Here is a 14187-nt window from a genome sequence, read left to right as displayed (position 1 = left end):
CGACTTACGTAACACCAAGCGTGCCCTTTGCGCCTTTCGCCATCGCAAGCGCCAAGTCGCACACCCGGTCCGTGGCCTTGCCGTCGAGATTGCCGTTGAACCGCTCAATACTGGCAGGCCGCGAGCGGCGCAATTCCTCACGCGCGGTGTCGTCCAGCAGCGCCCGCTCCAAGGTTGGCGCGATGGAGTCGGCGTCGCGAGCCCACAAAACCGCGTCGACCTCGGTGAACAGGGGGCCTACCCCTTCGGAGAATACGTCGCCCAGTTCATTGTCTAGAGCTACGTTGACGACAGGTTTGCCGGCGAGGATTGCTTCGATACCCATGTTGGAGTGGGTGCACGCAAACACGTCGCATGCGGCTACACAGTCGATCGCCGTACCTTGATCAATGCGCAGGGAGTTCATTCCCAAGTCTCGGGCGAGCGCGACGAACAGCTCGGAAGCACTTGGTTCGCTCGGGTGCGGACGGAGTGCGAATTGCCAATCCGGGTGGCGAGCCGCGAGCGGCGCAATGGCGCGCACAACCGCCTCGGTGGTGCGGTTGTGGAATTCCGCTCGCGTGATGCCGGCGACACTCAGCACGGGGTTGCCGGTCATCGCGTAAACCAGGATCGGACGGTCGAGATCGAAGCCGATTCGCTCACAGAACCGTTCACGGGAGGCGGGATCGAGTGGCCGGGCAAAGACGTCCCAAGCGGGATTACCGGTCACGACAATCCGGTCGGGACTGACTCCGTTCGATACATAGTGTTCGCGCGTGTGTTCGCTGTAGACCGCAAAGCGGTCTGCAACCACCGAGGCATGCGCGGCAATGGTGCCGCTGTTCACGCCGTGAAGCACGTGCAAGCTGGGCACGCCAAGCGCGCGGGCGGCGAGTACGGCGGTCCGCGCATCGCGCGTGACGTCTTCGGGCGTGATGACAAGGCTCAGTGCATGATCTGCCGCAAGTTGCCGCATAACCTCGACAATGACCATCTGCTCAGGAAGGTCGCGCTGAAAGAGCTGCATCATTTGTGGCGCGAGCCTGGTCCAGGACTTTACGTTCAATTCGGGCCACAGCGCCGGCGAGTTACGCAACGCGTTCGCCAACGATTTCAACCGTGTTTGCGCCTGGTCCATCACCTTGCCAAGCAAAGTCTCGGAAAGAAATGCGTCTAGGTGCGTATGCTCGATACCGGCACGCTCCAGCACCACGCTTCCAGGCTGGTGCAAAGTCACGAAACGGGCGTCCGTACGCTTTCGGAGGGCGAGGGCCAAGGCATCAACACCCCGAATGTGGCAAAGAAGAATCGAGGGGGTCATGTTTGGGAAGTCTCGACGGATTCGGCCAGCGTCGTCAGGACAACGGTAAACAGCGCGAACTCGTTGGCAACACCCAAGTCGACGCCGCAGTAGTCGAAGACGTCTCGTATGGAAGGGTGCTCGTGCCAGGTTTGAACGAAGGCAAGGGCCTGCTTGTCAACAAGTTCGGCTTGCGATTTGTCCATATTCGCTATTGTACGGTGCGCATATTGTCCACACAAAGAAATACGTTAAAGGAACACCCATTCGATCCCGGGCGTTTCCACGAGTACACTGTGCGGTTATACGCCGGGGCCATGCCGGTTGTAGACTGTCCACCGGGAGACGCATATGAGCCAGCCAGACGTCGATCCAATTTGGGAATCGATTCGTGTAGAAGTACAGGAAGCAGTTCAGCAAGAGCCGATGCTCGCGAACTTCTTCTACGGAGTCGTGCTGAACCACCGTACCCTCGAAGACGCGCTGACGTTTTTGTTGGCGGCAAAGCTCGAGAGTACAACTATCACGGCCATCTCGCTGCGGGACTTGCTGGTCGAGGCCTACGAGAACGACCCCAGTATAGGAGCGGCTGTGCGCCGGGATCTGGATGCGGTGAAAACGCGTGACCCGGCTTGCAGGGGCTACTCCACCCCGTTTCTCTACTTCAAAGGGTTTCACGCGATTCAGTCGTATCGCGCGGCGCATTACTTCTGGACCCATGAGAGGCGATCCTTGGCCTTGTTCCTGCAAAGCCGTATTTCGCAGGTGTTCGCCGTGGATGTGCATCCCGCGGCGCGCATCGGTTCGGGCATCCTAATCGACCACGCGACGGGCGTTGTGATCGGCGAAACGGCCGTTATCGAAGATGACGTGTCGATGCTGCACGAGGTAACCCTCGGCGGCACCGGCAAAGAGCAAGGCGATCGCCATCCTAAGATCCGGCGGGGCGTGCTCATTGGAGCAGGCACGAAGATCCTCGGGAACATCGAGATTGGCGAAGGCGCAAAGATCGGCGCCAGCAGCGTCGTCCTGGATTCGATACCGCCGCATAGTACGGCCGTGGGCGTGCCCGCGAGGGTCGTGGGCGAGCCCAGCGAGGAGTTGCCTGCCCTCAATATGGATCACCTGCTTGGCATTGGCATTGACCACCCCTTTGTGTACGGATACGGCGCAGGGATCTGAGGCGGGCAAGTCAAGACGCTATACGTTACAATGAAGACGGACGAGGATAGTCCGCAATTTGCACCGGCGCGATTGAGCGCCGACGCAACAGCGGTTTACCATGGCTGAGATCCTGGCATCGCTGCCGCCGGGTCCTCGCTCCGCGCGCACGTGGGAAGAGATAGAACAAAGCCTTCAAGACGAGCGCAATTCATGGGACCGTTGATTCTCCCGACCTCGGGGATGGTCTACGTCGATACTCAGATCCTTGTCTGCTCTGTCGAACGCCATCCCATTCTGAATGAAGTCCTGGCCTCGTAGCCGGTCCGAAACACGTATCAAGTGTGCATGGACGTAAGGGATCTTTGAGACGTAAGCAATCATGAGCGAAACCATGCGTAACCAGTTGTTTCACGAAATCTTGATGGCGCGCCAGAGGGTGTATGCCGTAGCCCGGCCTACGCCCTTGGAGCCTATTGAAGTCCCCATCGATGCGGAAGTCTTGCTCAAACGCGAGGACGTGTCTCCGATCCACGCCTACAAGTGGCGCGGCGCCTACAATCGCATGGCCCAACTGACAGTACCGGAGCGGCAACACGGTGTCGTGTGCGCCTCCGCTGGAAATCACGCGCAGGGTGTTGCGCTTGCGGCGCAGAAACTCAATGTGCGCGCTCGCATCTACATGCCGACGGCCACGCCGCGCATGAAGCAAGTGGCGGTGAAACGGCATGGCGGCGACCATGTCGAGGTGATTCTGACCGGGGACACGTATGACGATGCCGCCGCCGAGGCGCGCCGGAATGCCGCCGACTCGGGACGCATCTTCGTGCATCCCTATGACGACCTCGCTGTCATGGGCGGTCAGGGCACGCTGGCGGACGAAGTGGTGATGGCTGCGGAGCGCCCCATCGACGTAGCCTATCTGCAAATCGGCGGTGGAGGCATGGCCGCCGCGGTCGCGTGCTGGCTCAAGGCCTACTATCCGGGGATTCGCATCGTGGGCGTGGAAGGCGTCGAACAAGCATCCATGGCCGCCGCGGTAAAGGCCGGCAAACCGGTCACGCTGGACTATGTCGACGTGTTTTGCGACGGCACGGCGGTGAAACGCGCCGGCGACCTGACGTATCCGTTATGCGCCGAGCTCATCGATGAGTTCATCACCGTGACGAATGAAGAAGTGTGCGCGGCCATTCAAGTGCTGTGGGAAACGCGCCGTCGCATCCCCGAACCATCTGGAGCCATGGGGCTTGCGGGGTTGTTGCAGCAGGCCGATCGCCTGAAAGGCCAACTCGCGCTGTCTGTACTCTGCGGTGCGAATATGGACTTTGGCCAACTGTCGTGGGTCGCGCGGAATGCGGGCATCGGTGCGGCGCGCCGCCGGTATTTCCGAATCGCTATCGACGAACGCGGCGGGTCGCTACTCGATCTGCTCGATACCGCGATGGACGGTCTCAACATCATCGAGTTTCAGTATGGCAAGGTCGATCCCAAGTGCGCGTACCCCGTAATCGGTGTCGAAGCGAGCGCGCCGGAGTTGCACGTGCTCGAGGAACGGTTGCGCGAACACGGGTATGCATACGAGGACGTGACGTCGTGTGCGGACGTTGAATTCCGCATGGTTCACTACGAATCCAGCCTGTTCCATCTGCCGTATCTGATCATCCTCGAATTTCCGGAACGCGCGGGCGCGTTGCGTGACTTCTTGCGCGACGCGCGCAGCCTCGGCAGCATCTGTTACTTCAACTACCTGTTTACCGGCGAACAGGTAGGACGCGCCTTGCTTGGGTTCGAATTCGAGAATGAAGACAAGCGGCAGGCCTTCAAGCAGATGCTAGACGGGTCGCACTGGGTTCACCGCGAGGTCAGCGGAGACGTCTTCCAGCGCGTAATGTAACGCCGCGGTCTTGCGGCGTGAACGACGTACCATCCATACGCCCAGCAGGAACGCGGCGAACCACGAGAGCGCGGAAACCCACGCGCCGGCAACGAATCCTCTCGGCGTGTACACCATGCGAATAAGATGCCTGCCCGCTGACAACGGTATAGCCCGCAACGCATAGTTGGCGGGCAGGATCGCATAGGGTTCACCGGCGGGTTTCAGTGATGAAACACGCCAATCCCTGCTATACGCATCGGTAATCAAAAGCAGCGCGGGATACTCCGTGTAGACTTCGCACGTCAAGGTGTCCGTTGTTAAGTCCAGAACTTGAACGCGGCCCCCGGCGCCGTTGGGGTCAGGCTTCGGACTGGGTTCTTGTTCCAGAATGACCGTCTTGCGCGGATCGAACCCGGGCTCCAGGGTCATCTTCAAAGACTCGTCCGCGTCTTTGGCAACCTTGTAGTCGTGCACAATCAGCGCATGCGGAAGCGGGTCGGGGAACTCTCGCACCGCCTTGTCGCCAAGATTCGGGTCCACGTAGTAACGCAAGCGTAGCATCGCAAACAGCGGATTGAAGTGATCGAGATAGCCGCATCCGCCCAACTCGATGCCGGTTGGCGCGGTCATCTTGCTCATCAACCTGTAGTATCTGCCAAGGAGCCAGGAATCGTAACCCCATACCGAGTACATGTCGTGCATCATCGTCTGATTCACAGGGGCCGCGAGAAGTACGCGGTAGTCGCCAGGATTATCTTGCCGAATCGCTGCCAGAGGTTCCGGCAGCGCAGTCTCGAATGGAGCCATTCCTGTATTCGCGCGCGCGAATAGAACCAGTTCCGCAACGCCGAGACACAGCGCCGCATAGGCGGGCCAACGTCCGACACGGTTCAGCGAGAACAAGACAACGAGCGTTGCTCCCACTAGACACGCCATAAGTAACCCGCGCACGACATGCTGCGATGCCTCGGGGGTGGGCGGAACGGTCAGAGGCCAATGCGCCGCGAACCATGCATGAACGACGCGCAGGAATGCGTGGGCTGGCCGGACCGCGTCCGCAGGTGTCGTCACGTACCAGTGGAATGCAAGCGCCAAGAGCGTAGCGCAAACACTCGCGGCGAGTATGGAAACGAGGAAACGCGGAACGTGTCGTCGCCTGCGCAGGGCATCGAATCCAGCGGCGGCGAGCAAGCCGACAAACATCGTTGCAGGCACCAAATAGCGCGCAGGTACGCGGAACATATTGAAGCCGGGCGCGTAGTGAAAGAGCAGACCGTACAACGGCGTCCGCAGACCGACCGAGACAGCCGCGAGAAAAACCGAAATCAAGAGCAGATAGCGCCGCTGTTCTCGGGGCGCCCACCGCGCACCGTATAGAGCGAATGCAAGCGCCGTGATACCAATAAAGACGTGGACTTCCCAAATCAGCCACTGCCCCCAATAGGGCGGAGTATCGACGCGACCAAACAATCCAGGGACGATCGCGGTAAGAAAGTTCTCGGGAGGCATGGAGAAATCGGTGGCAAAGTTGATACCTACGCCACCCGCGCGCGAACTCTCGTCGCTGGCGAACACTCCCGGCCAGAGTTGTATCGCGCCGAGCAAAGCCGCAAGCAAGCCCATTGCGGCCAGCGCCATTCCCGAGCGGAAGCGCTTTCGGGCATGCAGCAGGTTGAGTAGACAGTACGGACCCATCGCAAATGCCGTGACGTAGACCGCCTGGGGATGCGCGCCGAAAATCTGCATGCACACAGCCATCGCACCGAGGAGGACCCATGTGAGTCTCGGGGATTCCAGCAGTTTATCCGCAGCCAGAAATACCAGCGGCGCCCACGCAAATCCCGCCAGGTACGACGCATGCCCCGGCTGGACGTGGCAATAATACGCGCCGGACAACATCGTTACGCAGCCCGCAAAAAACGAGGCTGGGGCGCTCAGCCCGCGCCCGCGCGCCCAAAGAACCATGAATGTTCCGCACAAGAACACGCTCGCCATAAGATCGATATTGACGGCGGTCTGGATGGACAGCGCGAGGTAAACCACATTAATCGGGTATAGAAGGGCGGACTGCCAAGTCGCATGGTAGGGCATACCGCAAAAGAGATACGGATTCCACTGGGGAAAGTCCCCCTGCAGCAATTCCATAGCCGCAAAGTAGCGGTATTGCGCATATTGGAGAATGACGTCCGTGCCCGGATACGTCGCCACATACGGATCGCCGTGCCACAAGACGCGCCCAAAGACGGTCAGCGTGACTGCGGCGATACCGGCAATTGCCGCAAGCGTCGTCAGACACGTCTTCGTACGTTCAGTCATTAGTGCTCCGTTGGTTCTTTTCGCATAGCTGCCTCTTGAATCATACGCGGGGCGAGCACTCTGGTCACATCCCGGCTCAACGGAATCGCATGGAATCGATCGTCACGTCGACGTTCGCCACATTGCACGGATCGAACCGAAGCGTGGAGACAAAGCCGCGCCAATTCGGATTCGCTTTCAGATCCATCGAATACGTATGCGCCGAGCCATCCGCTTTCACTGGAACCGACACACTCGCAGCTTCGCTCATCGTGCTTCCTCGCGACCAGAAAAGCTGGGCGGCGGCCGCTTCTGTCGATGCGCCCGCAATGCGAATGGTGAACTCAAAGGTCGTGAACTTGGACGCCTTCAGTTCCGCCAACGATGCAGTGATGGCAGGATCGCCGGAGGCCGTTCGGAATCGCAGTGAGCCGTCCTCGGCACGAAGATCGGATACACCCATCATGGAGGCCCAACCGTCTGCATCGTTGTCGAAGTTCCACACGTTCGCTTCGGGCCTCGCGGGAAAATCATAGGGACCGAGTCCAATATCGCTCGGCGCGACATTCACCGGCCACAGCGACGGATCGCCCTTGCCAAACACAGCGCGCACGGCCTCAAGCATGCCGAAGTCGTATTCGGCACAAGGTTCGATGTAGCTGCCTTCACCCCATTCGTTCACGGGCCCTAGCACGACAAGTCTCTTCGCGTGCGCCTCGCAATACGTCTTCGCCTCACGCAGAATGCGTTCGAAACGCTCTGGAGTGCGGCCGACAAGTTGCAGGGAACGGTCGCCGTGCCACGGCCGCGCGTCCCATCCCGTATCCACCAGCGGGTAATACATCAACCCTGCGCACACTTCATCGCGCTTGGCCCATGCGTCTGGAGCGCTTTTCACCACGTCTTCGTAGGAAACCGGAAGACCGGACATGCTGTCCCTGGCCGCTCCACCCCATTCGTGGTAGTTGGTCGCGCCGGCATAGCCTTCGTCCACCAGCAGCTTCACGAGTGCGGGTGAACTGGAACCGTTTACCACCACAAACTCGATGCCTTTGTACCCGGCATCGCGTGCCATTTGCTGTGATTCGTCCAATGCCGATTTCACGGTGGCGCTGTCTTTTAGGTCGCCTCGAAGTCCTTCGGGGTTCCACAGAAACACGGCCGGTTTGTCGTTAATTCGGTAGTAGGAAGGCAGGTTGAAATAGCGGTCGATCCATTCCTTCGTCACGGCGCGCCAATCTTCGACGGAATGCGATCCCTCCGGATTGTGGTTGGCCCACATGACGGCGACCTTCAGCATGTCGCGATAGCGCGTTTTGCGATATGCGTCGAACCAGTGCGTTAAGTACTGGCTACCCTTCACCCAGTACCAATCGACCAGGTACACGTTGATACCGTTTTCGACCGACCACTTGATTTGCCAATCCACGCATTCTGGATTGCTTTCGTCGTAGTATCCGAGCACCGGCTTTCGAATGGGTGCGACTCGTTGAATGCAGTCCCACTTCCGCGCGGATTCCCAGCCGGGGAAGTAATAGGCGGCGACGTCCATCGTGGTTTGGATCGGCTTTGGCTCGGGAACGTAGTCTGCCTTGGGTAGTTCTAGCGCGGGCATGAACATCAACGCGGCAGCCGCTTCTTCGGGTGCCGCATCACCTGCGAACGTCGCCTTCACGGCCTGTGCGCCGGGCACCTTTCCTACCACCGTCCAGGTGAGGTCCACGTAGTCTTCATACGACAATTGCTGCGCCGGCGCTGCCGGTTTCTCGACCAGTTCGACGGCATCGGGAAGGATCAGATCCGTGGCCGGAACGTTCGTCGGCATCGCGCCGCGATTGACGATTCGCACCGTGACGCGCGCCGGTTTGCCAACGCGGTTCACGCCGTTTTCGAACCCGAAATAGCTGACTTCAAATCGCGCAGGTCCGATTGGCTCCTCGCCAAGTGTCACTGATTCCAGAGTTACGTCCGCATCCTTGGGAAAGCGCACGCCCAGCGTGAGCAGGTCGCCGGTCCATTTTTCATTAAGCGCCATCTCGATAAAGTAGGTGCGCGCTTCACTCGAACGCCGTATCGGAAACGGCTCGACCTGCAACCCCGAAGTGTCCGCCGCGCTCCAAAGCAGCGCCGCGGTTCCGTCCATATCCGTCTTGAGTCGAACGCTCACCCACGCTTTGCCCTCAAGGGACAGCCGTAGTGGAGGTGCAAAGACTTCGTCTGCGACGGAAACTCTCGTCCACGGAGTCGCGACGGTGTCCCACGCGTATCCGCTGGTTTGCGGAGCGACTCCCGCGCTTTTGTCCTCAATTCGAATAGACTTGAGTTCAAAATGCGCGCCGTCGAAGACATCGAATCGTAACCGCCGGATCGCGCCTTCGACGTGCCAGCACGGCATAATTGTGATTTCGTGCCATTGGCTGTCGCCGACGATTTCGACCGGCGTCTTTTTCAATTCCGACAGACCGCCGTTCGGACCCTCGGTCGTGCCGGTCCAGAAGAGGTAGCAGGTTCCGCTTTCGCTGGCCTTCATGGTAAACGTCACGGTTTGGTACGGCGTGGCCTCGAACGAGAGCCCGTCGCACGAGAAAAAGGGATCGCTGCCCGCGGCATCGGCCCCGACAACGCCGTCCTTCACGGTGACATTCTTTAAGTCGGCATTCGCCACCCATGCCGCCACATCTTCGGCGCGATCGAACGACCACGACGGCACAATGGATGCTGCCACGATTTGAACCATAGACACCAAGCCGAGGATTGCCGCCATACCCCACCCCCTCTTTCACCACCTGTCACTGATTTCCACCAAGGATTCGCCGGACTGTAAGAGCTTGAAGGCATCGTCAAGCGATTGCGTCAGTACTTCACGCAGACGAGCGTTGGATGTGTTTCCGCACGTTACCCACAGAATCTGCGGAGGAGGCCCGTGTACTTCGAGCAAGCGGACGAAATCGCGGTCTTTGGTTACTACAATGGCTCCGCTATCGCGGGCTGCATTGAAAATAGCGGAATCCGATGCTTCGCGAAGCCCCAGATCGCGCACCGCGACGGCTTCAACGGCAAACGTGTGCGCAATCCATACCGCGATCGACGGAGAGAGCTGCGCGTCAATCCAAAGTGTCATGCCACCAACGTGGGATGGTTCAGTCTAGCCACCGCAAACTGCAGACAGGCTTGAACGTCTTCTTGGGTAAGATCCGGCAATTCTGCCAAGATCTGATCGATAGACAAGCCCGCCGCAAAAAGGTCCAAGACGTCGGTGACCCGAATCCTCATTCCACGCACGCAGGGACGACCCCCGCATTGGTCAATGTTCACGGTGATTCTGTTGAGCAAGACGGCCATCGTTCGCACCTCTCTTGGCATCCATTTAGTCTAAGTCTCGTCCCAGCTTCAATCAAGTCGGCCGGGGAGCTTTGAGTTGATGGAAACATGGACGTCACACGCAACCCAATGCCCGGGTTTCAATTCGGTCAACGTTTGCTCGCGGCTCTTGCACGATTCCTGACAGTCGGGGCAACGCGGATGGAACCGGCATCCCGGCGGCGGCGCGATGGGGCTCGGCACATCGCCGTGCAGTATTCGGCGATGGCGCACGCGTTCCGGATCGGGCACGGGCACCGCGGACAACAACGCCTTTGTATACGGATGAATGGGCGACTCGAAGACCGTCTCCGCAGGTCCGAACTCGACGATCTGGCCCAGGTACATCACGGCAATCGTGTCCGAAATGTGGCGCACAACGCTCAGATCGTGACCAATGAACAAGTATGTCAGGCCGAGTTTCTGTTGCAGGTCTTCCAGCAAGTTCAGAATCTGCGCCTGAATGGACACATCGAGGGCCGACACCGGTTCGTCGGCAACGATAAGATCGGGTTCCCCGGCGATAGCGCGCGCAATTCCGATACGTTGACGCTGTCCCCCGCTGAATTCGTGGGGATACTTGTCCGCGCTTTCCGGCGGCAGTCCCACGAGTTCCAGCAGTTCGACAACGCGATCGCGCCGCTGTGCGCGCGGCACGATACCGTGAGTTGCAAGCACTTCGCTGAGGATCGAATGCACCGTCATGCGAGGATTCAGCGATCCATACGGATCCTGGAAAATAATCTGAATACGCTTGCGCATGGCACGAAGGTCACCGCGCCGTAGAGTCGTCAGTTCGACCCCATCGAAGATCACGGAGCCGGAAGTCGGCTCGATGAGGCGCAGAATCGCGCGGCCGCATGTCGTTTTGCCACTGCCGCTTTCGCCGACCAGACTGAGCGTCTGCCCCTTCTCCAGCGTGAAACTCACGCCGTCCACCGCCCGCACGTGACCCGCCACCCGCGAGAGCACGCCCTTGCGGACAGGAAAGTGCTTGATCAGATTTCTTACGACCAGCAAGGGGCGTTTTTCGGGGACCGCGCTCATGATCCGGCCCTCGCGGACCTGATTTCAGTCTTTTGCGTAGTGTCGTGAAGCCAGCACGCGACACAGTGATCTTCATGTGTCTCTCGGAGACCGGGCGCGTTTTCGCGGCATGCCTGCATAACGTGCGGGCAGCGCGGATGGAACCGGCATCCTTCCGGGAAACGCGTCGCGGGTGGAACAATCCCTTTGATTGTATGGAGCCGCGCGCCGCGTTGATGCATGCTCGGAAGCGACTCGAACAGACCTTGCGTATAGGGATGCATTCGCTTCGCAAAGAGCGCTTTCGTTGGAGCGTGTTCCACGATCTTGCCTGCGTACATCACCGCCACTTCATCGGCCATTTCCGCAACGATTCCCAGATCGTGCGTGATCAGCAGAATCGCCATGCCCGTCTCGGACTGCAATTGTCGCAGTAGTTCCAGGATCTGCGCTTGAATGGTCACGTCGAGTGCCGTGGTCGGTTCATCGGCAATAAGCAGCGCAGGATCGCATGCCAGCGCCATCGCGATCATGACACGTTGAAGCATGCCTCCGGACAATTGGTGTGGATAATCGTCGATACGCTCATCGGGCGCGGGAATGCCCACCTTGTCGAGTAGTTCTATGGAGCGTTTTCGTGCTTCGGCACGAGACACATTACGGTGCTGGCGGATTGCGGCGCCCATCTGCGAACCGATGCGAAACACCGGGTTCATCGAAGTCATGGGCTCTTGAAATATCATGGTGATCCGGTTGCCGCGTATCTTGCGTAATTCGCGCAACGGCAAACGAAGCAAATCGCGTCCTTCAAATAGCACTTCGCCGGAGGGATAATAACCCGGCGGCCGCGGCACGAGCCCCATCAGCGAAAGCGCGGTTACGGTCTTTCCGCAGCCACTCTCGCCCACCAGCGCAAGCGTCTTCCCAGCAGACACCTCGAACGACACGCCGTCAACGGCCAGCGCATTACCGCTTTCCGTGCGGAAGTACGTCCGAAGATCATTTACAGAGAGAATTGAAGACATTTTAACAAGGACTCACAAAATGTACAGGACATGAATTCAATCCGCTCATTTCCTCACGCAGACACATTCGGGTGTTTTGATTCCGACTTTTCCATACAAGCGCCCTCCAAAATCCAAATGCACAAAGACTACTCAACAAGGATGCACAGGATATTCAGGATGAAGAGAACACAACGTCTAAGCTCTCCTCTTGTGTTCGTCGCTTTCTGTATAGCCAAAGTTGCGCGCGAACACAATTTCAGCGACAGAGCAGAATGTTAGGCCAGCCGTTCTTGCGGTCTCGGATGTTCTATCCTGTTCATCCTGTGCATCCTTGTTCATAATACTTTGTTCTAAATTCTGCGATCCCAGCTTGCTAGACACCTCAAAACGCGCTGCCAAGATCTCTCCTGTCAATTCCTCATACAAAAGGCCCATACAAGCGCCCTCCAAAATCCAAATGCACAAAGACTATTTAACAAGGATGCACAGGATATTCAGGATGGAGAGAACACAACGTCGCAGCTTTCCTCATGTATTCGTTGCTTTCTGTATAGCCAAAGATGCGCGCGAACACAATGACGGAACAGAATATAAACTGGCTGTTCCTGCGGTCTCGGATGTTCTATCCTGCTTATCCTGTGTATCCTTGTTCATAATTCTTCACTCTTCATTCTTTCATTCGTGGATCCATGGCATTCTGACTTAGCCATGTAGGCGCTTATACTCAAGCTTTGGCTTTCCAAAGTTGATAAGCAGTCCCACTTCCTTTCGTGTCGCCTTCAGATAATTGATCAACTGCGCTTGGTGTTCTGGCGCCAGCTCCTTGACAGCTTTTAGTTCCAGAATCACCTTGTTATCCACAAGTATATCGGCGAAGAACTCTCCAACCGACTGCCCTTTGAAGTAAACATCAATAGGCGCTTGTGCGACAAAAGGAATCCCTCGCTCAGCAAGCGCAATGCACAGCGCCTTTTCGTAAACCGATTCAACAAATCCTGGTCCCAGTTCATTGGACACCTCAAAACACGCCGCCAAAATCTCTCCTGTCAATTCCTCATATAAAAGGCCCATACAAGCGCCCTCCAAAATCCAAATGCACAAAGACTACTCAACAAGGATGCACAGGATATTCAGGATGAAGAGAACACAACGTCTAAGCTCTCCTCTTGTGTTCGTCGCTTTCTGTATAGCCAAAGTTGCGCGCGAACACAATTTCAGCGACAGAGCAGAATGTTAGGCCAGCCGTTCTTGCGGTCTCGGATCTTCTATCCTGTTCATCCTGTATATCCTTGCTCAATATTCTTTGTTCTTCATTCTTTCATTCGTGGATCCATGGCGTCGCGCAGTCCCTCGCCAACCAAGTTGAATGCAATCACTGTCGCGAACAGTTGCGCGCCGGGGAACCACACCAGCCAATACACGCCCTGGTAGAGATAACTCTTGGATTGCGAAAGCAACTCGCCCCAGCTCGCCGTTGGCGGGGGCACGCCGAATCCGAGAAAACTGAGTGCGGACTCCGTGAGAATCGCGCCGGCCACACCAAACGTGGCGCTGACCAGCACGGGCGACAGCGCGTTCGGCATCAAGTGCCGAAACATGATCCAGCCGTCCCGCAGTCCGCTGGCGCGCGCGGCCACGGCATAATCCATCTCGCGCAGCTTGAAGAATTCGCCGCGAACGAGGCGGGCCACGCCGGTCCACCCGGTAAGGCCGAGCACAATCATGACATTCAGAATGCTCGGCGGCAGGAGGGCAATCAGGGTGAGAATGAGAGCGAAGGTCGGAAAGCACATCATGACTTCGATGAACCGCATGATGACCGTGTCGACCTTACCCCGGTAGTATCCCGCGAGCGCGCCGAGAATGACGCCGATGAGCACTGCGATGCCTTCCGCAACAAATCCCACCGACATGGCAATTCGCGTTCCCCAAATGAGGCGCGCCAGGCAATCGCGGCCCCGGTCGTCCGTTCCTAGCAGATGTTCCCTGGACGGGGGCGCTAACCGGTTTCGGAGGTTGGAGCGTTCCGGCGTGTAGGGAATGGGGGGCTGCACGATGCGGTCGCCCGGCTCCGGTTTCCAGCGGCTGAAATCGACACCCGCCAAGTCCTTGTACGTGATAACGTTTGCAAACCAGTAGGTCTTGCCCTGGGAGTGCAGATAGATGGGTCGTTCCCCCGC

12 protein-coding genes are annotated in these 14187 nt (G+C 58.2%); 2 read left to right on the top strand and 10 right to left on the bottom strand.

Going from position 1 to position 14187, the window contains the following annotated elements:
• Nucleotides 1-4: 4 nt before the first annotated feature.
• Complete coding sequence (locus K1Y02_08215; GenBank protein MBX7256334.1) at nt 5-1303, bottom strand: hypothetical protein; 1299 nt, start codon at nt 1301-1303, stop codon at nt 5-7.
• Nucleotides 1300-1488, bottom strand: coding sequence for a hypothetical protein (locus K1Y02_08210; protein MBX7256333.1), 189 nt, complete (start codon nt 1486-1488; stop codon nt 1300-1302). Before K1Y02_08210 ends, K1Y02_08215 begins: the two co-directional genes overlap by 4 nt.
• Nucleotides 1489-1633: 145 nt before the next feature.
• On the opposite strand from K1Y02_08210, the gene cysE reads away from it, so the two are divergent.
• Nucleotides 1634-2464 (top strand): serine O-acetyltransferase, encoded by an 831-nt coding sequence (gene cysE, locus K1Y02_08205; GenBank protein ID MBX7256332.1) that lies wholly within the window; start codon nt 1634-1636, stop codon nt 2462-2464.
• 361 nt (nt 2465-2825) lie between these two features.
• Nucleotides 2826-4337, top strand: coding sequence for a threonine ammonia-lyase, biosynthetic (gene ilvA / locus K1Y02_08200; GenBank protein ID MBX7256331.1), 1512 nt, complete (start codon nt 2826-2828; stop codon nt 4335-4337).
• Here the strand turns inward: ilvA and K1Y02_08195 are convergent.
• From K1Y02_08195 to K1Y02_08160, 8 genes are all read right to left on the bottom strand, one after another.
• On the bottom strand, nt 4275-6635 hold the full coding sequence (locus K1Y02_08195; GenBank protein MBX7256330.1) for a YfhO family protein: 2361 nt from the start codon (nt 6633-6635) through the stop codon (nt 4275-4277). The two genes, ilvA and K1Y02_08195, sit on opposite strands and share 63 nt — an antisense overlap.
• Before the next feature lie 76 nt (nt 6636-6711).
• Nucleotides 6712-9378 (bottom strand): glycoside hydrolase family 99-like domain-containing protein, encoded by a 2667-nt coding sequence (locus K1Y02_08190; protein ID MBX7256329.1) that lies wholly within the window; start codon nt 9376-9378, stop codon nt 6712-6714.
• A gap of 15 nt (nt 9379-9393) precedes the next feature.
• Nucleotides 9394-9735 (bottom strand): DUF5615 family PIN-like protein, encoded by a 342-nt coding sequence (locus tag K1Y02_08185; protein MBX7256328.1) that lies wholly within the window; start codon nt 9733-9735, stop codon nt 9394-9396.
• Nucleotides 9732-9956, bottom strand: a complete 225-nt coding sequence (locus K1Y02_08180; GenBank protein ID MBX7256327.1) for a DUF433 domain-containing protein — start codon at nt 9954-9956, stop codon at nt 9732-9734. The genes K1Y02_08185 and K1Y02_08180 overlap by 4 nt, the downstream gene beginning before the upstream one ends.
• 48 nt (nt 9957-10004) lie before the next feature.
• The gene (locus K1Y02_08175) at nt 10005-11021 is read right to left on the bottom strand and encodes a dipeptide ABC transporter ATP-binding protein (GenBank protein ID MBX7256326.1); all 1017 of its coding nucleotides are present in this window, start codon (nt 11019-11021) and stop codon (nt 10005-10007) included.
• A complete protein-coding gene (locus tag K1Y02_08170; GenBank protein MBX7256325.1) occupies nt 11018-12025 on the bottom strand; it encodes an ABC transporter ATP-binding protein in 1008 nt (335 codons plus the stop codon). Before K1Y02_08170 ends, K1Y02_08175 begins: the two co-directional genes overlap by 4 nt.
• A 684-nt stretch (nt 12026-12709) precedes the next feature.
• Nucleotides 12710-13078, bottom strand: coding sequence for a GxxExxY protein (locus K1Y02_08165; GenBank protein ID MBX7256324.1), 369 nt, complete (start codon nt 13076-13078; stop codon nt 12710-12712).
• Nucleotides 13079-13317: 239 nt separating this feature from the next.
• Entirely contained in the window at nt 13318-13920 is a 603-nt protein-coding gene (locus K1Y02_08160) for an ABC transporter permease (protein ID MBX7256323.1), read from the bottom strand.
• Nucleotides 13921-14187: the final 267 nt, after the last annotated feature.

This window comes from Candidatus Hydrogenedentota bacterium (assembly GCA_019695095.1).
In the GTDB taxonomy this organism is placed as follows: domain Bacteria; phylum Hydrogenedentota; class Hydrogenedentia; order Hydrogenedentales; family SLHB01; genus JAIBAQ01.
Note: the sequence above shows the minus strand (reverse complement) of the source record. Positions and strands in the feature narration are given on the sequence as shown.